This window comes from Pseudomonas sp. BSw22131, from assembly GCF_026810445.1.
Lineage (GTDB): Bacteria > Pseudomonadota > Gammaproteobacteria > Pseudomonadales > Pseudomonadaceae > Aquipseudomonas > Aquipseudomonas huanghezhanensis.
Window position 1 is genome coordinate 931,350 of sequence record NZ_CP113949.1, and the last position, 22,932, is coordinate 954,281.

At 55.1% G+C, this 22,932-nt stretch carries 25 protein-coding genes; 9 read left to right on the top strand and 16 right to left on the bottom strand.

Going from position 1 to position 22,932, the window contains the following annotated elements; translation table 11 throughout:
• Window positions 1–46: 46 nt before the first annotated feature.
• From csgH to OYW20_RS04130, 8 genes are all read right to left on the bottom strand, one after another.
• Window positions 47–355, bottom strand: a complete 309-nt coding sequence (gene csgH, locus OYW20_RS04095; protein WP_268799459.1) for a curli-like amyloid fiber formation chaperone CsgH — start codon at window positions 353–355, stop codon at window positions 47–49.
• 11 nt (window positions 356–366) lie between these two features.
• Complete coding sequence (locus OYW20_RS04100; protein WP_268799460.1) at window positions 367–876, bottom strand: curlin-associated protein; 510 nt, start codon at window positions 874–876, stop codon at window positions 367–369.
• Window positions 860–1,762, bottom strand: coding sequence for a CsgG/HfaB family protein (locus OYW20_RS04105; RefSeq protein ID WP_268799461.1), 903 nt, complete (start codon window positions 1,760–1,762; stop codon window positions 860–862). The genes OYW20_RS04100 and OYW20_RS04105 overlap by 17 nt, the downstream gene beginning before the upstream one ends.
• A 53-nt stretch (window positions 1,763–1,815) precedes the next feature.
• A complete protein-coding gene (locus tag OYW20_RS04110) occupies window positions 1,816–2,823 on the bottom strand; it encodes a hypothetical protein (protein ID WP_268799462.1) in 1,008 nt (335 codons plus the stop codon).
• Window positions 2,824–2,886: 63 nt separating this feature from the next.
• Window positions 2,887–3,315 (bottom strand): curli assembly protein CsgF, encoded by a 429-nt coding sequence (locus tag OYW20_RS04115; protein WP_268799463.1) that lies wholly within the window; start codon window positions 3,313–3,315, stop codon window positions 2,887–2,889.
• Window positions 3,316–3,326: 11 nt separating this feature from the next.
• Complete coding sequence (locus tag OYW20_RS04120) at window positions 3,327–3,770, bottom strand: CsgE family curli-type amyloid fiber assembly protein (RefSeq protein ID WP_268799464.1); 444 nt, start codon at window positions 3,768–3,770, stop codon at window positions 3,327–3,329.
• A gap of 701 nt (window positions 3,771–4,471) precedes the next feature.
• Complete coding sequence (locus tag OYW20_RS04125; RefSeq protein ID WP_268799465.1) at window positions 4,472–5,590, bottom strand: endonuclease/exonuclease/phosphatase family protein; 1,119 nt, start codon at window positions 5,588–5,590, stop codon at window positions 4,472–4,474.
• 66 nt (window positions 5,591–5,656) lie between these two features.
• Window positions 5,657–6,319, bottom strand: coding sequence for a YciC family protein (locus OYW20_RS04130; protein ID WP_268799466.1), 663 nt, complete (start codon window positions 6,317–6,319; stop codon window positions 5,657–5,659).
• Window positions 6,320–6,518: 199 nt separating this feature from the next.
• Here OYW20_RS04130 and OYW20_RS04135 point away from each other — a divergent pair, with 199 nt between their 5' ends.
• The 9 genes from OYW20_RS04135 (at window position 6,519) to OYW20_RS04175 (ending at window position 16,043) form a co-directional block, all read left to right on the top strand.
• Window positions 6,519–7,343 (top strand): DUF2076 domain-containing protein, encoded by an 825-nt coding sequence (locus OYW20_RS04135; protein WP_268799467.1) that lies wholly within the window; start codon window positions 6,519–6,521, stop codon window positions 7,341–7,343.
• An 820-nt stretch (window positions 7,344–8,163) separates the two neighbouring features.
• A complete protein-coding gene (locus OYW20_RS04140; RefSeq protein ID WP_268799468.1) occupies window positions 8,164–8,643 on the top strand; it encodes an NYN domain-containing protein in 480 nt (159 codons plus the stop codon).
• Window positions 8,644–8,779: 136 nt separating this feature from the next.
• Window positions 8,780–9,394, top strand: coding sequence for a 3'-5' exonuclease (locus OYW20_RS04145; RefSeq protein WP_268799469.1), 615 nt, complete (start codon window positions 8,780–8,782; stop codon window positions 9,392–9,394).
• Window positions 9,395–9,672: 278 nt separating this feature from the next.
• The gene (gene yedA / locus OYW20_RS04150; protein ID WP_268799470.1) at window positions 9,673–10,572 is read left to right on the top strand and encodes a drug/metabolite exporter YedA; all 900 of its coding nucleotides are present in this window, start codon (window positions 9,673–9,675) and stop codon (window positions 10,570–10,572) included.
• A gap of 48 nt (window positions 10,573–10,620) precedes the next feature.
• Entirely contained in the window at window positions 10,621–11,955 is a 1,335-nt protein-coding gene (locus tag OYW20_RS04155; protein ID WP_268799471.1) for a DEAD/DEAH box helicase, read from the top strand.
• Between the two features lie 253 nt (window positions 11,956–12,208).
• Window positions 12,209–13,285, top strand: a complete 1,077-nt coding sequence (gene rfbB / locus OYW20_RS04160) for a dTDP-glucose 4,6-dehydratase (RefSeq protein ID WP_268799472.1) — start codon at window positions 12,209–12,211, stop codon at window positions 13,283–13,285.
• Entirely contained in the window at window positions 13,282–14,187 is a 906-nt protein-coding gene (gene rfbD / locus OYW20_RS04165) for a dTDP-4-dehydrorhamnose reductase (RefSeq protein ID WP_268799473.1), read from the top strand. Before rfbB ends, rfbD begins: the two co-directional genes overlap by 4 nt.
• Window positions 14,184–15,074, top strand: coding sequence for a glucose-1-phosphate thymidylyltransferase RfbA (gene rfbA / locus OYW20_RS04170; RefSeq protein ID WP_268799474.1), 891 nt, complete (start codon window positions 14,184–14,186; stop codon window positions 15,072–15,074). Before rfbD ends, rfbA begins: the two co-directional genes overlap by 4 nt.
• A 33-nt stretch (window positions 15,075–15,107) precedes the next feature.
• The gene (locus OYW20_RS04175) at window positions 15,108–16,043 is read left to right on the top strand and encodes a glycosyltransferase (RefSeq protein ID WP_268799475.1); all 936 of its coding nucleotides are present in this window, start codon (window positions 15,108–15,110) and stop codon (window positions 16,041–16,043) included.
• Window positions 16,044–16,170: 127 nt separating this feature from the next.
• On the opposite strand, the gene OYW20_RS04180 is transcribed toward OYW20_RS04175, so the two are convergent.
• The 8 genes from OYW20_RS04180 to OYW20_RS04215 form a co-directional block, all read right to left on the bottom strand.
• Window positions 16,171–16,935, bottom strand: a complete 765-nt coding sequence (locus OYW20_RS04180) for a hypothetical protein (RefSeq protein WP_268799476.1) — start codon at window positions 16,933–16,935, stop codon at window positions 16,171–16,173.
• Between the two features lie 118 nt (window positions 16,936–17,053).
• The gene (locus OYW20_RS04185; protein ID WP_268799477.1) at window positions 17,054–17,572 is read right to left on the bottom strand and encodes a hypothetical protein; all 519 of its coding nucleotides are present in this window, start codon (window positions 17,570–17,572) and stop codon (window positions 17,054–17,056) included.
• A gap of 44 nt (window positions 17,573–17,616) precedes the next feature.
• Entirely contained in the window at window positions 17,617–18,012 is a 396-nt protein-coding gene (locus tag OYW20_RS04190) for a GtrA family protein (protein ID WP_268799478.1), read from the bottom strand.
• A complete protein-coding gene (locus OYW20_RS04195) occupies window positions 18,005–18,967 on the bottom strand; it encodes a WxcM-like domain-containing protein (protein WP_268799479.1) in 963 nt (320 codons plus the stop codon). The genes OYW20_RS04190 and OYW20_RS04195 overlap by 8 nt, the downstream gene beginning before the upstream one ends.
• Window positions 18,954–19,904 carry a glycosyltransferase family 2 protein gene (locus tag OYW20_RS04200; protein ID WP_268801040.1) on the bottom strand — a complete coding sequence of 317 codons (951 nt, stop codon included), beginning with the start codon at window positions 19,902–19,904 and terminating at the stop codon, window positions 18,954–18,956. Before OYW20_RS04200 ends, OYW20_RS04195 begins: the two co-directional genes overlap by 14 nt.
• Window positions 19,901–21,001 (bottom strand): DegT/DnrJ/EryC1/StrS family aminotransferase, encoded by a 1,101-nt coding sequence (locus OYW20_RS04205; protein WP_268799480.1) that lies wholly within the window; start codon window positions 20,999–21,001, stop codon window positions 19,901–19,903. The genes OYW20_RS04200 and OYW20_RS04205 overlap by 4 nt, the downstream gene beginning before the upstream one ends.
• Window positions 21,002–21,015: 14 nt before the next feature.
• The gene (locus tag OYW20_RS04210) at window positions 21,016–21,642 is read right to left on the bottom strand and encodes a hypothetical protein (protein ID WP_268799481.1); all 627 of its coding nucleotides are present in this window, start codon (window positions 21,640–21,642) and stop codon (window positions 21,016–21,018) included.
• A complete protein-coding gene (locus OYW20_RS04215; protein WP_268799482.1) occupies window positions 21,639–22,904 on the bottom strand; it encodes a glycosyltransferase family protein in 1,266 nt (421 codons plus the stop codon). Before OYW20_RS04215 ends, OYW20_RS04210 begins: the two co-directional genes overlap by 4 nt.
• Between the last annotated feature and the right edge of the window lie 28 nt (window positions 22,905–22,932).

Sequence of the window (22,932 nt, forward strand, 5' to 3'; positions counted from 1 at the left end):
TTTTTCAAAGCCTGTGGCCAGAATCAATAGCGATACACCTTCGCGTTCAGTCTACGGACGCGTCACTGCACGAACCCTCTACCGATTTGAGCAACGTGTCATTTTGAAAGACTTCAAGGTGCACCTGGCACGTCGCGCCCTCAGGCATGCTCAGGGTGACGCTGTTGCCCGGTGCGCCGCTCTGCACTTCGCCGTCCTGATTGATCCCTGAGTGACCGCTCGAACTGCTTTGCTTGATCGCCATTCGATAATGCAGCGACAGCGGGGTCGGGTTCTCGATGTGTGGGCGGATCATCACGACGCTGCCGTTGCGCTGCATGTCGATTGATACGGCTAACTGCGAGAAATCCATCATCGGAGTTGCCTCTACTTCTGCGTCGCGGTGGCGTTCATGTTGTCGCCGTATTGGGTGATCGAGACCGTGCCGCCAAACCCGGCCTGGCTGACCGATGCCTGGTTGGCTTGCCCGTATTGCCCCACAAACGCCTGGTTATACGCGCCGTTTTGCACGACGCTGGCTGCGTTGCCGGTGCCGCTCTGTACCACGCCCGCCTGGTTGTTGTTGCCCGACTGGCTGACTTCCATGCCGTTGCTGACGCCTGTCTGTTGCGCCGTTATCGAGTTATTGATGCCGCTTTGGTTGATCGTCGCCAGGTTTCGGTTACCTGACTGAATCTGATTCAGACGCTGGGCGGCGCCGCTCTGGTCGACGCGGGTTCTGTTGTTCGAGCCGATCTGCGCGATGGTGGAAACGCTATTGCCCACCGTGATATCCGAGTAACGCGCCTCGGGCATCAGATCTGCCGCCTGGGACAGCGCGCCGGCGCAGGACAGAGCGGCAGCGAGCCACCACCGTCGATTATTTTTGAGTGCCATTTTTCTCTCCGTCAGGAATCAAGTCTCGGTCGGACGCTGTAATCGGTAACGTGGACATCTGCTCGTCGTAGTTTTTCAGGTAGCTCTGCAGCAACGGCTTGTTGATGTCGTCCGGGTTTTTAAGGTTCCAGCTGCCATCGCGGGCACCTTGGGCAATCATGTGGATCAACGCGGTTTCTATGGCCTCACGCACGCACTGCTGCACGGGTTCGTTACGCGACAGGCCTGTTTCGACCTCCAGCAGGTGCTTGAGGGAAACGAAGCGGAAGATGCCAAAGTCGACCTGAATCGAAAACACCGTCTTGGTCGTGGTGATGCTTTGGATGATGTCCCCAGTGCGGATGTCGATCGCACGCAGGTTCACTGTCACCTGATCCTGCCGGTACAGCTCTGACGGTCCGATGCCCAGATAACGCACGCCAATCCCGCCGGTTCTGACGTTGCTTTCATACGCGACGATGGCGCCTTCGATCAGCATGTTGGCCGGGCGCAATGCAGGCAGCTGAACCTGCGCCTGATCTTGCGGTTGCTCCAGCGCACGAATGATTTTGCGTTCGGTAAGCAGGTCTTGCAGGTTTTCTCGCTCCACCGGTTTGAACCAGCGGGAATCACGCAGCGCGGTGATCAGCAGCGAGGCGGCGCCTTGGGTCACCGACGTCGAGAACGAGCTGTCGGGCGAGGGTTTGTATTGGCCGGTCTGGTCACGCAGGCCGTATACCGCGACGCTGATAGGTCCAGCGGGCGCAGGCAAATGAGTCAGGTCACGCAGGCTCTGGGTGGCAGGCGACAGCGTGGCCGGAGATACGGTTGATGCGGGACGGGAAGTGGCACAACCGGCGACTAACATTACGGCAGATACGATCAATGATAACGAACGGATGTACATGCTTTCTCTTCCTGCAAAGAAACCCCGCCGGAGCCCCGGCGGGGTAAAACATCTTAGTGTTGGTAGATAGCGGCCACGTTGCCGCTGCCGCCGGTCTGGGTGACGTTGGCGACCATGTTGTTGCCCGACTGAGTCAGGCCAACACTGTTGGCCGCCAGGTAAGAACCGCTGCCGGTCTGGCTGACAACTGCGCGGTTGCTGTTGCCGGTCTGCAGGAGGGTTTCTTCGTTGAAGGAGCCGGTTTGAGTGCTGGACGCGAAGTTGTTGTTGCCGCGTTGTTGAACGTCTGCGCTCAGGACATTGCCGTTCTGATACAGGCTGGCAGTGTTGTAATCACCGCGTTGCAGCGCAGAGGCAGCACTGAAACTGGTGCCAGCCTGACCGATGGAGCCCATGTTGTTGTTGCCGTTTTGCTGCACGTTTGCAGACACCAGATTTTGGTTGTACTGCTGCGCAACGGTCCCGGTGTTGCTGTTGCCAGATTGGCTGACCTTGCCCGACACCACGTTGTTGTTGTTTTGTTGCGATACACCGGCCGAGTTGTAGCTGCCCGACTGGGAAATCGCCGCGCTGACGAACGTGTTGTTGGCGCTCTGAGAGGTGTTGGCTGTGTTGTTGTTGCCACCGCCCTGAGTGATGCTGGCGCCGGTGCGGGTGTTGTAGTCCTGGTTGATGGTGGCAGTGCTGTAGCCGCCCGACTGATCAAGCCTGGCGCTTTGATTGCCGCTGCCAGTCTGATTGACCGTGGCGCTGTTGTCTTTACCCGCCTGACTGGCTTCGGTGAAGTTGCTGCTGCCGTTTTGATTGATGCCCAAAACGCTGTAAGTCGCGCTCTGGCTGATTGGCGTACCGGAGGAGCGGTTGCCGGCGACGGTGCCAGCGCTGTTGCGGCTTCCCCTTTGATCGATATTGACGGTCGACTGGGTAGCGCCGCGTTGCTCGACATTCAATATCTGGCTGGAGCCGTCCTGGTAGGTGTTGACGGTGCTGGAGTCGGCCATGGCAGCGCCAGACAGTGCAACGAGAACGGCGATGGACAGCAGTGATTTACGTGCTTGCATGAGAAGTCATCCTTTCAACGTGTGATTGTTTTTTGTTTTGGTGACGCACAGGTACAGCGGGTCCTACGGTTGATTCACTTGAAACTGCGTGGTCTGCCCGGTGTTCTTGTCGGTGGTGACAATTTGCAGCAGCCCACCTTGAAGATTGGTGATCGCGATACGGAAGTCGGTGGTTTCAACCACTCCCGGCACCAGTTGGCCGTTGGCGCCGACGATGCTTGAGGTGACGGCAGACGACACCCGGCTGAGAATGGCGCTCTGCAACATGCTGTTGAATTGAGTCAGGGCGGTCTGTCCCGAAGCCGACGAGTACGACGACTTCTCGGTAAACCGGTTTTGCGCCTGGGCCTGATTCAGCAGCACCGGGCCGTTCAATGGATTGCCGCCAAACGAGGGGTTATTGGGCACATAGGCCAGTTCGCTGGCATGCGCGGCCTGGCCGAGTCCGGACATCAGCGTCAGGCCGATGACTGTCAGAGATAAACGCTGCATAGAAATACCTTTCATAGTTCGTCGCGCCCCAGGTCCGGATCGCCAAAAAATTGCGCGAGTTGGTAGTCGAGAATTGCCTGAAAAACCTGCGCAGCTGCATCAGCGCCAATGGCCGGAATGAGCGTGCGGTTTGGCGGCAGAAACGTCTGGAACAGACGGCGATTGCCGTAGTCGACGAAGACCTGGCTGCCGAGTCGCGCAGTCGGGCGTTCCGTGATCGCAACCGTGAAGGTTCCGGTTTCGTCCTTCTCGCTCCAGGCCACTGCGAAGCTGTCATAAAAGGCACGGCCGGCCAGCGTGATGGTTTGTCCGATGACAATACCGCCCACGTCTTTATGGTTGAGCGTTCGATGTTGATCGACAGTTGCAGTAGTGCTTACGCTGGACTGCGCACAGGCGGTGGCAACAACTAATAGTTGCAGGGCGAGGGCGCCCCAAGTCTTTTTGTTATTCATTTTTATGAGCCGCTAATACGGGTCTGTTGCTAGTTATAGATGAAGCAATACGCTTTGCCACTACTAAAGTTGAAATATTTTAAATATTTTTGTTGGCGTCAAATTTTACTTAGAGTGGCGATTTTAAATAGCGGGCTAACAGTCGTTTCGTTAACGGGAATATGGCGTCAATTTTTAATTTATATAGTGGGTTGTCTGTTTTCCGGCAGAGAAAGGATTCTTTTTTGACAGGTTGCTGGTTGGCTGGAGGTCAAGTGGTTAGTGGGCTGCATCGTTCGATGGCGTCGGTTGTCCAGCGTCAAATACTGTTGATCATTCAAGCGAGGGTAAAGCGATCTCGCATGGGTGCCAGTGTGGGGATGATCAAGTCTTGCGCGTTAGCGATGCACTTGGGACTGCGTTTTTGAGGAGGGTAAGTGTCCGGTGGTTCTGAGCGTTAGCGTTCGGAGATTGGTGTTTTTAAATGAAGTTAGTTGCGCGAAAAGATAGGCGCTCTGTGGGCAAGGTATGAGTGTATTGCGGTGCGTATTAGTGACAGGGTCGCTCTAAGTCGCAGGTCTTGCCTTTTTTAATCGTTAATGCCTGCGTGCACAAAGAGACTTTAGTTGCTGCCGCTACGCTGTTGGACGCAGCCCTGGCACATCGCGAGTACGCTCACGCCTAAAGCCTTCGGACAGAATCAACACCAACCCGCCCTTCGTTTATCGGGGGAGCTGGCCGGAATCAGGAGCCCTGACTCCGGGCAGCAGGAGCCGGGCGATGACAGGCAGGTGATCAGAGATCAACAGGGTGTCGTCCTGACGTACCCGAGCTGTCAGGCGCTTCATCGCTGGGCTGTAAAAAAGGTAATCGACCGTGCGGTCCGGGCCGCTCACGCGTGGGTCGTTGGGGAATCGGGTGAACCATTTACGCCGATCCTCGCCGGCCGCGTCGTCGTTGCTCGGGACCATCGGGTAACGGTCCCACAGCGCCTGCAGTTCACTGACAGGCGCGAATTCACCGCGTAATTCAGGCGCCAAACGGTGGTATTGATCCTTTGCCAGCAAACTGAAATCCCCCCCGAGAATCCAGGGCGCCTGTGCATGTTCGAATTCGTCGAGCAGGCCTCTCATCACATCAAGCTGCCGCGTTGCGGTACGGTCGCCGGGGTGTGAGTCCCCGAGATGAGTGTTCACTATCGCCAAGTGCTTGCCATCGGTCATGGGCAGATAACCCACCAGCAACGCGGGTCGGGGGGCGAACTGTCGGCTGATGAAATTGCCAGCGGGTGAGGGCAGTTGCAGGCGTTCGGCTCTGTCGATCACGTAGCGGCTGATGATTGCGAGCTTGGTGCCGACGCTGCCGAAGATGTGCGGGTTGGGGATGAAGTCTGACTTCCAGTAAAACGCTTCGGTGCTGCACGGGTACAGGTCCGTCACGCGCGCCTGAAGCAAGGCGAGCTGGTTGACGTAATCGGTATTTTTGGCGCCGTCGTCCACTTCCTGCAACAGCACGACGTCGGGCTGCTCGTCACGAATGACTCGCGCCACCTCGTCCAGGTTGTAGGCCACATCCTCAGGTGTCGGGCGCTCGTCCGGGCCGCTGCCGTCGGCCATGTCGTACCAGAATACATAGCGTTTGCCCGCCAGATACTGGATGTTCCAGGTCATGACCTTGAGCGTCTGCCCTGGCGCCAGTTGTGGCGCGGCTGCGTCCTTGGCGTTGCAACTCACCGGCATGCGCTCGTGCTCGGCAGGGTGCCAGGTGACGTCGTAGACAAGCCCTGCGCAGAACGCCGCCAGCAGCGTGGCAATCAGCACATATCGTGTTAATCGAGGCATCGTTCTGGCTGGCACCTCAGTTGATCAATGGGAGAGCGTTGCGCTAGCAGCAGGCTGTAGCTTCAGTCAGACAGGCTTGGTTTGCTCGTCGATCAACATGAACATCCGAAACATCACCACGCTGATAAACAGCTGCAGGAAACTCGAAGTACTGTCCACCGCAAGCGACAGCGCAAAGCTTTGCTGCTCAGGCAAAACGTAGTAACTGATGCCCTCCAGCACCGACAACGGCAGGTAAACGAACAGCACGCAGGTCAGGATGCGCAGCATGTGGCCACGGGTCATCATGAAGCTCGCCCGCATGGCGGCCAACGGCCTCAAGCCGCGCAACACCAGCAGATATTCCGAAAACACCAGTTTGATCATCACCCAGATGCCGGGGAGGATGAACAGCGACAGACCGCCCATGATCAGCAATGTGCTGAGCGCCGACAGCACCGCAAACGTCGGCCACAACCGCAACGCGGCGGCCAGCAGATTGCGTTTGGATGGCTCGTCACCACCGCTCCTTGCGTCGAGAAACAGGATCAGCGCCCCGGTGTACAGCGGGTAGAACAGCAGCCCGATCAGCAACTCATACGTCGCGGTCGCATTCGGATCAAGCGTACTGCTGAGCAATTGTTTGGATAACGCCTCAAGCACCACCAGTGGCAGGCACAGCGTCAGGATGCTGGCGAGGTTGCGCCGGAAAAAATAAAGGGAATCTCGGAGAATCGTCAGCGGGTTCATTGCGACATCACAGGCTGAAAGCAGGCCGCCACTTTAACGCAGTGCCAGCGCGCGGGCTAATGGGATGCGCTGTGCCGGGCCCGGCCCGGTTAACTTTTTTTACATCCTATTGAAACGCCCCGGAACAGCCCCATTACCTTGCCTGTATCCGACCATTTGGTCTGACAACGAATTCCAACGGCAATCTAACGAGGTCGCCATGAACAGCGAAGAGCAAACCCTGATCGACGACTTGTTTGTAAAACTCAAGCAAGCAGAAAAGGATTCGGCCATACGAGACGCCCAGGCCGAAGCGCGGATCAAGGAACACCTCGGCGAGCAGCCAGGCGCCCCTTATTACATGGCGCAAGCTATCATCGTGCAGGAAGTGGCCATCAAGCAGCTCGAGGCCCAGAGTCGCCAGCGCGATGAACAGATCCAGCAGTTGCAGACCGAGCTTCAGCGCGCCAAGGCGCAGGCGCCCGCAACGGCTCAGAGCGGCGGTTTCCTGTCGAGCATCTTTGGTGGTGGCGCCCGGGAGCCACAGGCTCAGCAGCCTTCTTCGTTTTCCCAACAGCGTCCGTCCAATCCGCAGCCTTCTTCGGGCGGCTGGCGGGACTCGGGGCCCGCTAGCCCACCGCCTTACAACAGCGCCGCGCCGCAAGGTAATTACGCGCAGCCGCAGCAGCCGCCGCAGCAACAAGCACCTGCCTCGCCAATGGGCAGCGGCTTTTTGGGCGGTGCATTGAAAACAGCGGCAGGCGTGGCCGGCGGTGTGATGCTGGCGCAAGGCATCAGCAGCCTGTTTCATCAAAACAGCCAGCCGCAGGAGATTGTCGAAGTCATCAAAGAGGAGCCGGCGCAAAACGTCAGCGACACTTTCAGCCAGGACTCAGGCAGCACCGGTGGCTGGAACGATGATCAGCAGAACGTCACCAGCAATGACAACTGGGGCGGGAACAACGATGCAGGTGGCTTTGCCGATACCGACTATGGTAACGACGATGGCGGCGGCATGTTCGACGACGATGATTCGTTCGTCTGATACATCGTCACGAATCCACCCCGTTATGACGCCTCGCGAATGAATTCCTGTGCACAGGAGATGTGCACTGGTCAGCGAAGCTTCGCGGGCAAGCCTCGCTCAACAAGCTTCGCGCTGAACGCAAATCCCTGTAGGAGCCAACTTGTTGGCGAGGCGGCCGTGCGGATTGAATCAATCCCAACGCCACGCGAATGAATTCGCGTCTACAGATCAAGCGCCCATCCAGAAGCGCTTCCGGTTCTGTAGGAGCCAACTTGTTGGCGAGGCGGCCGTGCGGATTGAATCAATCCCAACGCCACGCGAATGAATTCGCGTCTACAGATCAAGCGCCCATTCAGAAGCGCTTCCGGTTCTGTAGGAGCCAACTTGTTGGCGAGTCGGTTTCGGATAAAGGTTGAATCAGTCCCGACGCCACGCGAATGAATTCGCGTCTACAGATCAAGCGCCCATTCAGAAGCGCTTCCGGTTCTGCAGGAGCCAACTTGTTGGCGAGGCGGTTTCGAATAAAGGTTGAACCAGTCCCGACGCCACGCGAATGAATTCGCTCCTACAGATCAAGCGCCCATTCAGAAGCGCCTCGGTTCTGTAGGAGCCAACTTGTTGGCGAGGCGGTTTCGGATAAAGATTGAATCAGTCCCGACGCCACGCGAATGAATTCGCGTCTACAGCCCGCGGTGTCAGCCGCGCGTCACCGGGTTCTCAACGCGCTAATTCGGTCTTCCTTCCCACGCCACTCTTCAATCACTTCCTCAAACTGGCATACTGAGCGCCGGCTCGCCTTTCGGGCCGTTGTCGCTCGTTAGCGCATCGAGGATTTCCGGTGAAAAGAATTGCGGTGTTCGCCGACGTACAAAACCTCTATTACACCGTGCGTCAGGCTCATGGCTGCCACTTCAACTATGCCGCTCTGTGGGCTGATATCAGCCAGCGCGGGCAGATTGTCGAAGCCTATGCCTATGCCATCGACCGTGGCGACAGCAAGCAGCAACAGTTCCAGCAGATCCTGCGCAACCTGGGTTTCGTCGTCAAACTCAAGCCGTACATTCAACGCAGCGATGGCTCGGCCAAAGGCGACTGGGACGTGGGCATCACCATCGACATCATGGACGTCGCGCCCAACGTGGATGAAGTCGTGCTGGCCTCGGGTGATGGCGATTTTGATTTGCTACTCGAGCGCATCATCAGCAAGCACGGCGTTGAAGCAGTGGCGTATGGCGTGCCCGGGCTCACTGCCAACTCGCTGATCCGCGCGGCCAGCCGATATGTGCCGATTGAAGGCGGGTTGTTGCTCAAGAATTAGAGCCGCACTCCACTGTAGGAGCGAACTTGTTCGCGAGGCGGCGTTCCTGACACAACACTGTGACCGCTTCGCCAACAAATTGGCTCCTACAGGGCGAGCCGTACATTCAAGACCATCGCTAAAGGCCATTAAAACCGTGCACGAGCGCATCGCTGTTATCGACTTTGAAACCACCGGAATCTCCCCCGGCGCTGGCTGCCGCGCCACCGAGATTGCCGTGGTGATCATGGAGCAAGGGCGCATCGTGGAGCGTTATCAAAGCCTGATGAACGCCGGTGTACGCATTCCGTCCTTTATCGAATCGTTGACCGGCATCAGTAACAGCATGCTGCGCACAGCCCCCAGCGCCGACCGAGTGATGAACGAAGTGGCCGAGTTCGTCGGCGTCACCCCGCTGGTTGCGCACAATGCCTCGTTCGACCAGAAGTTCTGGGATTACGAACTTTCGCGCATCAAGCGCCTGCGCGAGCAGAGCTTCGCGTGCTCCCTGCTACTTGCGCGCCGCCTGATGCCTGGCGCACCGAATCACAAGCTTGGCACCCTCACCACGTGGGCCGGCCTGCCAAACACCGGCAAGGCCCACCGGGCCATGGCCGATGCTGAAATGGCCGCCAACCTCACCGCGCACCTCAGCAACGAACTGCGCCACACCCACGGCGTCAGCAGCGTGTCCCACCAGATGATGTGCTCCCTGCAAAAAGTCCCGGCCAAAAAAGTCAGCGAAGCCATCAAACGCCATCGCGGTTTTTGACACCGGGCTGCGCCGTCCGCTGTGCGCCCCGTCGCCAACAAGTTGGCTACAGACAGCGGCTGTCGTTTATGTAAACGCAGCGCGATCTCGCTTCTGCGCGAAGGGCGTGGGAGCTGGCTTGCCTGCGATCTGCCGCGCAGCCGCAGCAAAGCCTGTGGCAGATGCCAAGACCAAGCGCCAAAAAAGTGTATGGGTCGAATAAATCCCATGTGTTGCTGATATCCAGCGCCTGTCATTCCTAAAATGATCCGCCACAACAACTAGACCTTGAGCTATTCATGCCTGTTTCTCGCCGTTTCCCCCTGTTGTTGATGGGTGCTTTTTTCGCCTTGTATGTCATCTGGGGCTCTACGTACCTCGCCATTCGCATCGGCATCGAAACCTGGCCGCCGCTGATGATGGCGGGCGTGCGTTTTACGATTGCCGGCGCGGTGCTGTTCGCCTTCATGTGCTGGCGCGGGGCGCCGATGCCATCCCGGCGCCAGTGGGTGTCCGCCGGCATGATCGGGTTTTTGCTGCTGGCCTGTGGCAACGGGGGAGTGACGCTGGCTGAGCACGCAGGCGTGGCGTCAGGCGTTGCTGCGTTGTCTGTCGCGGTCGTGCCGTTGTTCACCTTGCTGTTCGGTCTGTTCTGGGGGCATCGCAACACCCGGCTTGAATGGGCCGGCATTCTGCTGGGGCTGGTGGGCATAGGCCTGCTCAACCTGGGCTCCAATCTGCAAGCCAGCCCTATGGGCGCCGCGCTGGTTATCCTGGCTGCCGCGTCATGGGCGTTCGGTTCGGTCTGGAGTCGATACTTGCCGCTGCCGGTCGGTCCCATGGCCAGCGCCTGTGAAATGCTCATCGCAGGTGCCATGTTGCTCGCTGGCAGCGTCCTCAGTGGCGAGCGCATGACCCAATCGCCCGGCCTCTCCGGCTGGCTGGTCATGGCGTATCTGGTGGTGTTCGGCTCGATCATCGCGTTCAGCGCCTACATGTACCTGCTGAAGAATGTGCGCCCGGCCGCCGCCACCAGCTATGCCTACGTCAACCCCGCGGTGGCGGTGATGCTGGGCGTCGCGTTCGCCGGTGAACACATTGGCATCGAAGAAGGGCTGGCGATGGCCGTGATCATCAGCGCCGTGGTGCTGATCGGCTTGCCGCAGTGGCGCAAGCAGAAACCCGCCGAGAAAGGGTAAACTGCCGGCCATTGCAAAACGTGCTGACACTTTTCCTACGGTATCCCCATGACATTCGCCTCTCTCGGCCTGATCGAACCCTTGCTGCGCGCCCTTGATGCGCTCGGCTACCAGACCCCGACGCCTGTCCAGGCGCAGGCGATCCCTCCCGTGCTGGCCGGGCGCGACCTGATGGCAGCCGCCCAGACCGGCACTGGCAAAACTGCCGGTTTCGCTTTGCCACTGTTGCAACGCCTGACCATGGAAGGCCCGAAAGTAGTCTCCAACTCGATTCGCGCCTTGGTGCTGGTGCCGACCCGCGAACTGGCCGAACAGGTTCACGCGAACATCGCTCAATACGCCGAGCACCTGCCGCTGACCACCTACGCGGTGTATGGCGGCGTCAGTATTAACCCGCAGATGATGAAACTGCGCCGTGGCGTGGACGTGTTGGTGGCGACTCCAGGCCGTTTGCTGGACTTGTTTCGGCAGAACGCCGTGAAATTCTCCCAGGTGCAAACGCTGATCCTCGACGAAGCCGATCGCATGCTGGATCTGGGGTTCTCCGAAGAGCTGCGCGACATCTACGCCGCGCTGCCCAAGCGCCGCCAGACGCTGCTTTTTTCCGCGACGTTCTCGGATGCCATCCGCGCGTTGGCCGCACAGATGCTCGATGATCCGCTGAGCATCGAAGTCAGCCCGCGCAACGTGGCGGCGTCCTCGGTCAAGCAATGGGTCGTGCCGGTGGACAAAAAGCGCAAGGCCGAACTGTTCATCCATCTGCTGAGAAAACAGCGCTGGACCCAAGTGCTGGTCTTCGCCAAAACCCGCGTCGGTGTCGATCAACTGGTTGACCGCCTGCAAGGCCTGAGCATTAACGCGGACGGCATTCACGGCGACAAACCGCAAGCCACACGGCAGCGTGCGCTGGACCGCTTCAAGGCCAAAGAAGTGCAGATTCTGGTCGCTACTGACGTGGCTGCACGCGGTCTGGACATCGACGACCTTCCGACCGTGGTCAACCTCGACCTGCCGATCGTTGCCGAAGACTACATCCACCGCATCGGCCGCACCGGGCGCGCCGGCCTGACCGGGGAAGCTATTTCGTTCGTGTGCGCCGACGAGGTGGAGCTGTTGTCCGCCATCGAGATGCTGACGCGCCAGACCCTCACCCGTAAGGAAGAGCAGGATTTCGAGCCTGAACACCGCGTTCCGGCCACCGACGCCAGCGGCCAGATACTGAAGAAGCCGAAAAAACCCAAAAAGCCGAAAGTCAGCGGTGGCGGCAAGCGCAACCTGGGCAAATGGGTGGACAGCGGTGATGCAGCGCCAGAAGCGCCGTCGGTCAAGCCTGTGCGCAAAGTGCCGGTGTTTAATACCGGGCCGAGGAAGCGTAAGCCTTGAGGTCTTCCAGTGCTGGCCGCCACGCACGGTGACGCGCGCCGGTTCGCACCCGTGAGTTGCATTCTGTTTTAGCAATAAATGTATTTGTCAGTAAAATGCAGTCGAAGGAATTTGCTGGTCGTCCGATGTTCAGCTGTCGATGCATCTGACGGATTAGTTTTACAGGCGCTGAAACGATAGTCGTCCAGCGCTCGCATCATGGATCAGGCAGCCCTGCATGAGGGTTTGCCAGCAACTGAGGGTATGAATTCGCGTGAAGATTCTTGTTACCGGCGGTGCCGGCTTTATCGGGTCGGCGGTCATTCGCCACATCATTTCCAATACCGCAGACTCCGTCGTCAACGTCGACAAGCTGACATACGCGGGTAACCTGGAGTCCCTGCAGGCCGTTGACCAGAACGAGCGCTACGCGTTTGAACACGTCGATATCTGCAACCGCGAAGACCTTGATCGCGTGTTCCGTGATCACCAGCCCGATGCCGTGATGCACCTGGCCGCCGAATCGCACGTTGACCGCTCGATCACCGGGCCTTCGGAATTCATACAGACCAACATCATTGGCACCTACGTGCTGCTGGAAGCTGCCCGCGGCTACTGGTCTTCACTGGATGAAACGCGCAAAGCGGCCTTCCGCTTCCACCACATTTCGACCGACGAAGTGTACGGCGATCTCCATGGGCCGGAAGATCTCTTCACCGAAACCACCCCTTACCAGCCAAGTTCGCCGTACTCTGCCAGCAAGGCCAGCTCTGACCATCTGGTGCGCGCTTGGGCACGCACTTACGGTCTGCCAACTCTGGTCACCAACTGCTCCAATAACTACGGTCCGTTCCACTTCCCCGAGAAGTTGATCCCGCTGGTTATCCTCAATGCACTGGAAGGCAAACCGCTGCCGATCTACGGGAAGGGCGACCAGATCCGCGATTGGCTGTTTGTAGAAGATCACGCCCGTGCACTCTACAAAGTCGTCACCGAAGGCGAGATTGGCGAGACCTACAACATCGGTGGCCACAACGAAAAACAAAACATCGAAGTCGTGCGCACCGTTTGTGCCTTGCTCGATGAGCTGCGTCCGGATTCCGCTTTCCGTCCGCATGCCGACCTGCTGACCTACGTCAAAGATCGTCCGGGTCACGACCTGCGTTACGCGATCGATGCCAGCAAGATCGAACGCGAGCTGGGTTGGGTGCCGGAAGAGAGCTTCGATTCGGGCATTCGCAAGACGGTGCAGTGGTATCTCGAAAACCCTGAGTGGGTGGCGCATGTTAAAAGCGGTAGCTACCAGCAGTGGATCGACAAAAACTACGCCGCACGTACTGACAAAGCATGAAGATTCTGCTGCTTGGTAAAAACGGCCAGGTAGGCTGGGAACTGCAGCGTGCGCTGGGCGTTGTTGGCGAAGTCATTGCATTGGATCGCAATCCTGCATTGACCGCCTACGGCACTCTCGCGGGCGATCTAGCTGATCTGGCAGGCCTGCGTGAAGCCATCCGTCAGGTTGCGCCAGACGTGATCGTCAACGCTGCCGCTTACACTGCAGTCGACAAGGCAGAGACCGAGCGCGATTTGGCCCACACGATAAACGCGCTCGCCAGCCAGGTGATGGCTGAAGAGGCCAAGCGGCTTGATGCGTTTCTGGTGCATTACTCCACGGACTACGTGTTCGATGGCGGCGGCACGGTTGCCTGGAAAGAAAGCGATGAGGTCGCTCCAGTCAATTATTACGGAGCAACCAAGCTTGAAGGCGAACAGCTGATTGTGGCGTCTGGCTGCAAGCATTTGATCTTCCGGACCAGTTGGGTCTATGCGGCGCGGGGCAACAATTTTGCCAAGACGATGCTCAGGCTCGCCAAGGATCGCACTTCCCTGAACGTGATTGCCGATCAGATCGGCGTGCCGACAGGGGCGGACCTGCTGGCTGACGTAGCGGTTATGGCCTTGCTGCAAGCGCGCACCAAGCCGGAGTTGTCCGGAATTTACCATCTGGCGCCTGCTGGTGAGACGTCGTGGCACGCTTATGCGCAATACGTAATCGACACTGCTCGCGCAATGGGTGAACTGCTGGCTGTGGAAACGATCAATCCCATCGCCACGACCGAATATCCCACACCCGCCGGTCGCCCCTTGAATTCGCGTCTCGACACGAAAAAGCTCCGCGACTCCTTTTCGATACACTTGCCGGATTGGCAAAGTGGCGTAACCCGAATGCTTATGGAAGCCCTCAATAAATGAACACGACCAATCGTAAGGGAATCATTCTGGCCGGCGGATCGGGCACGCGCCTGCACCCGCTGACCCTGGGCGTTTCCAAGCAAATGCTGCCCATCTACGACAAACCGATGATTTTCTACCCGCTGTCGGTTCTGATGCTGGCAGGCATGCGTGAGATCCTGATCATCTCGACGCCCGAAGATTTGCCTAGCTTCCGAAAACTGCTGGGTGACGGCAGTCAGTACGGCATTGAGCTGACCTATGCTGAACAACCGAGCCCCGATGGTCTGGCCCAAGCCTTCATCATCGGCGAAGAATTCATCGGCAATGACCCTTGCTGCCTGATTCTGGGCGACAACATCTTCTACGGCCAACACTTCTCGGACAACTTGCGCGCTGCGTCTGAGCAGGTGCATGGCGCGACAGTCTTTGGCTATCACGTCAACGATCCCGAGCGCTTTGGCGTGGTCGAGTTCGACCAGACTGGCCGTGCGCTGAGTATCGAAGAGAAGCCAGCCGTTCCGAAATCCAGCTATGCAGTCACCGGTCTGTATTTTTACGATAACCAGGTCGTTGAAATCGCCAAGAACATCAAGCCATCGGAACGTGGCGAGCTCGAAATCACCGACGTCAACCGCGCTTACCTCGATCAGAAAACCCTGACCGTTCAGATGCTGGGTCGCGGTTTTGCCTGGTTGGACACCGGTACTCACGAGTCGCTTCTGGAAGCAAGCCACTTCGTTCACACCATCGAGCAGCGTCAAGGCTGGAAAGTGGCGTGTCTTGAAGAGATCGCCTACACCAGCGGCTGGATCACCGCCGAGCAACTGGGTACTCAGGCTGAAAAGCTGAAGAAAACCGGTTACGGGCAGTACCTGCAGAAGCTTTTCGAAGAAGGGTCTCTCTGACCTACGTTTGCTAGCCGCCCTGTGATTTGACTGATGGACCCGACGATGCCGATAGCGCAGCCCAAGATTGCCATCCTGTTGGCTGCCTATAACGGCATGGCCTGGATTGAAGAGCAGCTTGCTTCAATCCAGGCTCAAATTGATGTGAGCGTGACCCTATTCATAAGTATCGATCCCTCTGTGGACGGCACCGAAACGTGGTGTGCATCCTACGCAGCGGCACATCCCAATACCGTCATACTTGCGCCAACAGGACGCTTTGGCGGTGCAGCGCGGAACTTCTTCAGGCTGCTGCGCGACGTTGACTTTTCTATGTATGAGTACGTCGCCTTTTCCGATCAGGATGATATCTGGAACCACGACAAGCTTAGTCGAGCGGTTGGGGTTCTAGCGTCGGGCGTTTACGACGGGTATTCCAGTAATGTCACTGCATTCTGGCCAGATGGCCGGCGCATGTTGATCAATAAGGCTCAGCCTCAGGTCAAATGGGACCATCTGTTTGAAGCGGCAGGGCCCGGCAGTACTTATGTTATGACCAAACAATTGGTCACTGACTTCAAGAACTCATTGATCGCTAATTGGCTTATGGCTCAGGATGTGAGCCTGCATGATTGGTACTGCTACGCGTTCGCCCGAAGTTCCGGATACGAATGGTTCATTGATCCTGTGCCCGGACTGGACTATCGCCAGCATGCGAATAATCAGTTAGGCGTAAATGCTGGTATTCGTTCAGGAGCCTCACGCCTGAAAAAAGTATTCAACGGTTGGTGGTTTGATCAAATTCGTCTGATTTCGTCTTTAACAGAAGCTGATGCTCCATGGTGGAATGAAAGTTATGCGCTTAAGACGCGTAGTTCGATGATAGAGCTGGCCTGGTATTCTCCTCAGTGTAGAAGGCGTAAAGCAGAGAAGATATTACTTGGAGCTATTTGTTTGCTCCATGGTTTATCTATTATTCGCCTTCGCTAATCCGAGTTGAGCTATTGTTTTTCTGCCACTTAGCCGTCGAGAGCTTTAAATATGCCCGTATTATATGAGCGCCGAGGCGCTAACTCGACGGTCATTGGTGGTGAAAATAATGTGTCTTAATCTATCGTTACGAAGGCGAGTTCCCGACTGCTTTAAGTGTTTTGGTTATCGATGGTAAGTAAATAAATACAATTATAAATATCGCGAGTGCAATCAGGGCGATCTCGTAGGAGTAAACAGACATCCACGGGCCTTGTCGGTTGAAATAGTATTGCCAAGCAGTGCTTTGAAAGCTTAGAGACTGTGTTGTGGCAAGGGTAACCTGACTTTTAAGCAGCAGAGCAGGTGCTACAATCAGCGCGGAGGCTATAAGGCACCATACGCGCTGCGCGGTTGTCCAGTTGTAGACACCTAGTAAGCATATTACAACTGGCAGAATGCCAATCCATTGTCTACTTTCTGCCCCAAAAATTAATAACGGGGTAAAGCTAATGAATATAATTTCGAGGCTTATGATGGATCGACAAGATGTGGATTTAAAAAGTATTGTGGCCAACACTACAAGGACTGCAGGCCCTAACCCTATAAAATGAGCTACGATCGGTTTAAGGGGAAGTGCAAGAGTTTGTGCGGTCATGAAGTTTAATAGTGGTGGGCCTTTGAAGCCAGTATCCCAATTTATACCCTTGAACATGATTAGCGCATTTATCAAAAGTAGTAAGAGTGCGCCTACTAGCTTGGGGATGCTGATCGATGTCCAAGTGGATTTGGTCAGCAGGTATGAGCCCGCTCTCCAAAGTAAAAAAGCCATTAGCAAAAACGCCATTGAACCTGAGAGTAACTTCAATCCAATTAGAGCAGTCTCGCCTTCAAGGTTTTTACCTTGTTGCACGATGGACTCGTCTGGGATTTCAAGAAATTTAGCTACAGCTATTTTGGCAAAGGCAGCGATTAGCAGCAGGAAGAGAAATATTCTGCCTAGCAAATTCGGTTTTTCTGTAACTATGGTCTTAGCGCATTGAGGTAAAATCGCCCGATATGGCATACAAAAATTTTTGATGATGATTGGCCCACAGCCAAATGCTCAAGCATGAAATAAATAAAGCTATATGGTCGCTGAGGATTGGATAATATACAGGCATGACTAACAATGGCCAGCTAAACAGTAGCGTTAGCGCACATATGGTAGATCGGGCCTTAGAGGATGTAAGCGTTGTTAATGTATGATAGATCAGGATGACGGAGGATGTGGCCAGTAGGATATTGACTCCGATCTGGATATTTACCAGGTCGCCACCTTTAAATCCTAAAACGGAAAACAATATGAGCAGTGCGAATCCCGGAAGGCGTGTGACGTGATAAGGGTCGTTTTTTAGAAAAATCCCCTTTCCGATGTCTTCAATAACGCGTAAATAGCCGGCCCCGTCCCATCCAGCACCGTTGCCAACCGGTATGGTACCGCAGATAAGCATTGACGCAATGAGTATAAAAAATACGGTTATAGTAAGGTACCAGATCTGCCGGCTCATCCATTATCCTTGATTTCTTTGTGAATTGTCTTTGACAGGTCGCGTTATTGTTTTTGCATTTTTCCGAATGCTAATTTACTCAATATAAATGTTATTGGAAGTGTAAAGGCAATGGCAGCAAGAGGGGCGAAAAGTTGGCTGACAAGCATTTTTTCTACCAAAAGCCAAATTATAATCAAGCTGCAGCAATATTGAATTAGGTAAATTAAGGGTGTGAATAGGATTGACTTTATTCCCCGGTGTGTCCGGAAAACAAAAAATCGGTTTAGAAAATATGCCAGCACTATCCCTAGTGCATATGAAATGGTGTAACTCACTTTGTACGTGGCAACGTTAAGCAATAAAATATACACGATGTATGTCAAGGCGGTGTTAAAGCCGCCAGACAGTAAAAACCTACTGAAGTCGAGCCGTGCGATGCACGAGTAAAGCTTATTCATGACTTTGTGGGGTGCCAATTATCGACCTGAATTCGTCGTAGTTACGAATGTAATCTTCAGAGTCATAGTAATGGGATGCAAATACCAGCAGCACTGCATCATGGGAGTAACGGTATTGAATGCCCCAAGTCATAGGCGGGAGGTGGATCCCTTTATTCGGTTTGTCGAGGATGAATTCCTCGCGGGTTTTACCGTCATCAGCGACAACATGCACCGAGCCCTTTACTGCGACCAGAAATTGATGGCAGATCCGGTGAGCATGCTCTCCGCGCGTCTCAGCGGTAGGCACATCGTAGACGAGGAAATAGCGCTCTGATTTAAACGGAACGGTTCGCTCGAATTCACCAGCGGACAGGCTGCCGCGAATGTCAGCGACTTCGGTCATCGTGTGTAGCGTGACGCCTTTGATTGAGGTCGCAACGATGCTTGGTTTGGCCTTGTCGGCCCTGGTTGCATCCTGCACAGCGCTGACCGGTTTAGCGTCAACATAACCGATGATTTTCGCTGGATTACCCACCACGATGGCGTTGGGCGGAATCGAGCGGGTTACAACCGCCCCTGCGCCGATCATTGCGTTTATGCCGATTGTAATACCCGGCAGAATCGTGCAATTGGCGCCAAGCGAGGCTCCTTTTCGGATAATGGTTCGAGCAAAAGTTTGCGGATAAACTTTGCTGCGAGGGAACAGATCGTTGGTGAACGTTGCGTTGGGGCCAATGAAAACATCGTCCTCAATGGTAATGCCATCCCAGACCTGTACGCCACACTTGAGTGTGACGCGGTCGCCGATGATTACATCATTTTCAATGAAAACGTTGTCGCATATATTGCATTCGCTGCCTAGAGTGGCACCTGGCAGGACATGGGCGAAGGCCCATACGCGCGTGCCTTTACCAATTTTTTCCGATTCGCACAGCGCATGGCTGTGAACAAAAAAGTCCTTAGTTTTGCTCATTCCTGTCTCCAAAATCTTCGACCCGCATTGGAATTGCCAATGGCCGGTTTTTTGTATTCTCGTAAGTGCGCCAAGCGTATGAGCCTACGATGCCCAGCCCCAGGAGATTCAAGCAGCCCAAGAAGGTTATCGTCAGCATGATCATTGCGTAGCCTGGCACTTCAATCATGCCGTTGAGCTTCGCTATCAAAGTGACTAAAGCGAATACTGCAGCGAGTACAGAGCCAAAGGCGCCCACTCGGGTCAGCAGTCTGATGGGCAAGTCAGTGAATGAGAAGACACTGTCCATAAGATAATTGATCTTTTTACGCAGGGTCCATGCCGATTTGCCGTGAACTCGTTCCTGACGGGTGTAGGTCACAATCTCCCTGCGATACCCCAGCCAGAATATTTGTGCGATCAACGAGCTATGCCGCTCATCCAGCGTGAGTAATGTGTCCCTGAACGCCTTGTTGCAGGCAAACATATCCACGCCACCCGGAGGGATTTCTGGGATCACATACCGGCGGTAAAGACCCCAGAATATTCTTGAGGCTGTGCGCGTGGCCCAAGGGTCCTCGCGACCCTCCCTGACACCCACCACGACGTCTACTTCCTGACGCAGCAGGACGCGATTCATCTCAAGCACCAGTTCAGGTGGTTCTTGCAAATCCGCCGCCATCACCGCAAATCGGTCGCCGCTTCCGTTCTGCAGGCCGGTACGGATCGCCATGAACGATCCGAAGTTTCTCGACAGGAGAATCAACTTGGAAAGGAAGGGCTGCGAGGGCAGCTTTTCCCTAAGGATCTCGTAACAGCGGTCCGGGCTGCCGTCCACAACGAACACAACTTCGAGGTCGTTGTCCAGTTGAGTATTCAAGCCTGCGAGGGCCAATAGCAAATCCGGGACGTTGCCCTCGTTGCGATATACCGGGATGACCAACGTCAGCAAGATTATTTCCCCTCGGTGAAGTAAGCAGTGACCGCTTCAATCACGCGATCGACTTCTTGGTCGGTCAAACCAGGGTAGCAAGGCAGAGAAATAACTTTCTCACATGTTTGCTCAGTCTCTTCAAGCGAGGCTACTTGGTCAACGGCGTAAGCAGGTTGTTTGTGATCTGCAATTGGATAGTGGATGTCCGTGTTAACCATTTTTTCTTTGAGCGCTGCAGCAAACGCGGCTCGGTCTTTGACGCGTACGACGTAAAGGTGAGCAACGTAATCTTCGTCCGTGGAGGATGGGAGTTGCATGTCCAGTGTAGCGAAGGCGTCGCTGTAGCGCTTGGCGATGGAGCGACGTTGTTCGTTCCATGCGTCCAGGTGAGGCAGTTTCACGCGCAGGATCGCGGCCTGCATTTCGTCCAGGCGGCTATTACGGCCGCCGGGGATCGATACCTGATATTTTTGCGTCCAGCCATATTGGCGCAATTGGCGAATACGCTTAGCCAGTTGATCGTCGTCAGTGATAATCGCGCCGCCGTCACCCAACGCACCGAGATTCTTTGTCGGATAGAAGCTGAAACAGGCGATAGTGCCGAAGCTTCCGCATTGCTTACCATTGCGGCGGGCGCCGTGAGACTGAGCGCAGTCTTCCAGCACAGGAACACCGGCAGCTGATGCAATGCGCACGATTTCTTCGATGTTTGCCAGTTGGCCATACAGGTGCGTGACAATTACGGCGGAAGGCTTGGTTTCGATGACCGCGGCAAGTGCTTTTGGACAGATCGTCAGGCTGACGGGATCGATATCGATATAAAACGGTTTGGCCCCCACCGCGTGAATAGCCGTGCTGCCATAGAAGCCTGCGTTGGCAACCGCGATGACGCTATCGCCACTTCCTACGCTCAACCCCTTGAGTGCCAGCTCAAGGGCATCCGAGCCGTTGGCCACGCTGATGCAGTGATTCACGCCCACGTATTTTGCAAACTCTTCCTCAAACAGCTTCACCTCGTTACCCAGAACGTACCAGTGGCTGTCCAGGACGGCTTTCAATGGCGTGACGAAGTCGAGACCGGCATTAGCTTTGACTGCGGAGAAAAGAACGATGTTTTCCATAAAAATTCCAAGAATCACTGAGCGGAATGATCGGCTTTTTCGCAAACGCTTGGCATTGCGAAGAGCTTCAGGGATGAGGTCAGGGTGTAAAGCGTTAACTTACAACCTCGCGAGTTGCTTTGGCTAATGATTTGCCCCGAATATCCTGTGCGCGCGGCCTTCGGATTATTCAGTGCTTTGGCGACATCGGGTCGTTGCTCCGTAACCGTCAGTGCGCCAATGACTTTTCCATCTTCAACGGCAATGATGAATTCGGGACTGCCGGCATTCTCAGGGACGTAAGTCCACCCTGTTATTTTCAAGCCGGAGCCGACCATGGTTACTTCGTCAATATTACCTGACGCGACAGTATCTGCGATAAGCTGCACAGAGAGGTAAGGAGTAGCACTTAGAGGGATAGACATCCTGCTGACTAAGTCATCTTTGCCGAGCATAATTGTAGCTTTGTCTTTTGGACTGGTCGCTTGAGCGAGGCCCTGTTGTATGGCCGCGCCGATCACTGATTTGTGCAAATTGCCATACGTTGTGGTGTTAGCTTCCCATGTCGAGAGGTTGCTCAATACCATAAATATCACCAACAACAGCAAGGTTATGCAAATCCTTCTGTTGATCTTCGATGCCTTAGGTTCAGTAGCAATCATCTGACACTCCTCTGAATGAATCGCTTAGCAGTCAGGGACAGCAACAGCCCTAGAAAGGGGATAGTGACGAAGAGGTATCTCCCCTGCGGCTGAGGAAGTGAGTTCTGGGAAGCTATGAGACTCATCAGCGTGATGGACGGATAAAGCGCGATGATCATCACAAGAGGTAAACCGTATTGCAGCGCAATATCCAGTTTGCGCTCAGATCTATCGATCGGTTTCATCTGATAAAGCGCAATTAAAGCGATGCTTATCAAAATGAAAGCAGACGCTAGGTAATAGCTATTCGGGATAAAAATATTCATCCAGCCGGTCACTGAGAAGTAGCTTTTGAGCGTCAGATTAAGCCAGGGAAACACAGTTTCCGTATTTAAAAAATGGTCGCCGCACAACAAATAACAGGTGCCATATCCTGCAGCCGGATTTAGCTTATGCATATTGACGAAGTCGATCTGCCCCGATACTCCAGATATCTCGCCATACTTTGTATAGACAAGCAGCAGCATAGGGAGCGAGACAACTAAAGAGACAACGATGGCAGTAGGTGCATGCTTGAAAAGTTGTGTATTTTTGAACGCGCGGTTTGCCGCCAGCAGGGTAAATGCAAATACTAGGGCAGGGATGAAGTAGAGTTTGGCCATGAACATCAAGCCTAACGCCATCCCGAGGTAGAGAGCGCGTTTTCTTGTTGGCGAATTTAGAAAGCTTACGAGCGTGCTAATCAGTAAAGCGATACTTGCAAGACCATAAGCATCACTGTTGAGGTAGGAGAATACGAAGGTCACTTGCGGGATCAGCGCCACAACCAGCGCTATTAGCGCTGACATGAGGACCGGCAATCCCGTCGAGCGAGAGGTCCGGAATAACGCGCATATGAATACGCACCCCAAAATCCAGTTAAAACTTCTGGCGGCCATATAAATCATGTCCGCGGGAAGAATCCAACTACCAACATAGGTTGTTATAAGTGCGCCAGCGATGTGCGGGAATGGAAGCCCGTGGTACCAAAAATCACCCTTTTGCCATGTATGCCCAGATATCGGTCCAAGCAAAGCTTCATGAGGTTCTGAGGCGAGGGGAAGCGTATGGAACGCTTTTAAATACTCCAGCAGGAAAAAGTGGGTTGATTCGTCTGGTGCACCGTTGAAGGCGATTCCTATCGACCAAAGTGCAACAACACAAAAGTAGAACGCTGCCAGCAAAAGCTGGCAGCGAAAGTTGGATAGACCTGTAGAGCTACAGGTAGGGTGTTCATTCAGCACTATCTGGCCCCTGATTTAATTTTAAGAC

Bases quoted from the DNA above. Each gene is read 5' to 3' on its own strand.
- csgH (WP_268799459.1), bottom strand. From the start codon at position 355: ATGATGGATTTCTCGCAGTTAGCCGTATCAATCGACATGCAGCGCAAC.
- OYW20_RS04100 (WP_268799460.1), bottom strand. From the start codon at position 876: ATGGCACTCAAAAATAATCGACGGTGGTGGCTCGCTGCCGCTCTGTCC.
- OYW20_RS04105 (WP_268799461.1), bottom strand. From the start codon at position 1,762: ATGTACATCCGTTCGTTATCATTGATCGTATCTGCCGTAATGTTAGTC.
- OYW20_RS04110 (WP_268799462.1), bottom strand. From the start codon at position 2,823: ATGCAAGCACGTAAATCACTGCTGTCCATCGCCGTTCTCGTTGCACTG.
- OYW20_RS04115 (WP_268799463.1), bottom strand. From the start codon at position 3,315: ATGCAGCGTTTATCTCTGACAGTCATCGGCCTGACGCTGATGTCCGGA.
- OYW20_RS04120 (WP_268799464.1), bottom strand. From the start codon at position 3,770: ATGAATAACAAAAAGACTTGGGGCGCCCTCGCCCTGCAACTATTAGTT.
- OYW20_RS04125 (WP_268799465.1), bottom strand. From the start codon at position 5,590: ATGCCTCGATTAACACGATATGTGCTGATTGCCACGCTGCTGGCGGCG.
- OYW20_RS04130 (WP_268799466.1), bottom strand. From the start codon at position 6,319: ATGAACCCGCTGACGATTCTCCGAGATTCCCTTTATTTTTTCCGGCGC.
- OYW20_RS04135 (WP_268799467.1), top strand. From the start codon at position 6,519: ATGAACAGCGAAGAGCAAACCCTGATCGACGACTTGTTTGTAAAACTC.
- yedA (WP_268799470.1), top strand. From the start codon at position 9,673: ATGCCTGTTTCTCGCCGTTTCCCCCTGTTGTTGATGGGTGCTTTTTTC.
- OYW20_RS04155 (WP_268799471.1), top strand. From the start codon at position 10,621: ATGACATTCGCCTCTCTCGGCCTGATCGAACCCTTGCTGCGCGCCCTT.
- rfbD (WP_268799473.1), top strand. From the start codon at position 13,282: ATGAAGATTCTGCTGCTTGGTAAAAACGGCCAGGTAGGCTGGGAACTG.
- rfbA (WP_268799474.1), top strand. From the start codon at position 14,184: ATGAACACGACCAATCGTAAGGGAATCATTCTGGCCGGCGGATCGGGC.
- OYW20_RS04175 (WP_268799475.1), top strand. From the start codon at position 15,108: ATGGACCCGACGATGCCGATAGCGCAGCCCAAGATTGCCATCCTGTTG.
- OYW20_RS04185 (WP_268799477.1), bottom strand. From the start codon at position 17,572: ATGAGCCGGCAGATCTGGTACCTTACTATAACCGTATTTTTTATACTC.
- OYW20_RS04190 (WP_268799478.1), bottom strand. From the start codon at position 18,012: ATGAATAAGCTTTACTCGTGCATCGCACGGCTCGACTTCAGTAGGTTT.
- OYW20_RS04195 (WP_268799479.1), bottom strand. From the start codon at position 18,967: ATGAGCAAAACTAAGGACTTTTTTGTTCACAGCCATGCGCTGTGCGAA.
- OYW20_RS04205 (WP_268799480.1), bottom strand. From the start codon at position 21,001: ATGGAAAACATCGTTCTTTTCTCCGCAGTCAAAGCTAATGCCGGTCTC.
- OYW20_RS04210 (WP_268799481.1), bottom strand. From the start codon at position 21,642: ATGATTGCTACTGAACCTAAGGCATCGAAGATCAACAGAAGGATTTGC.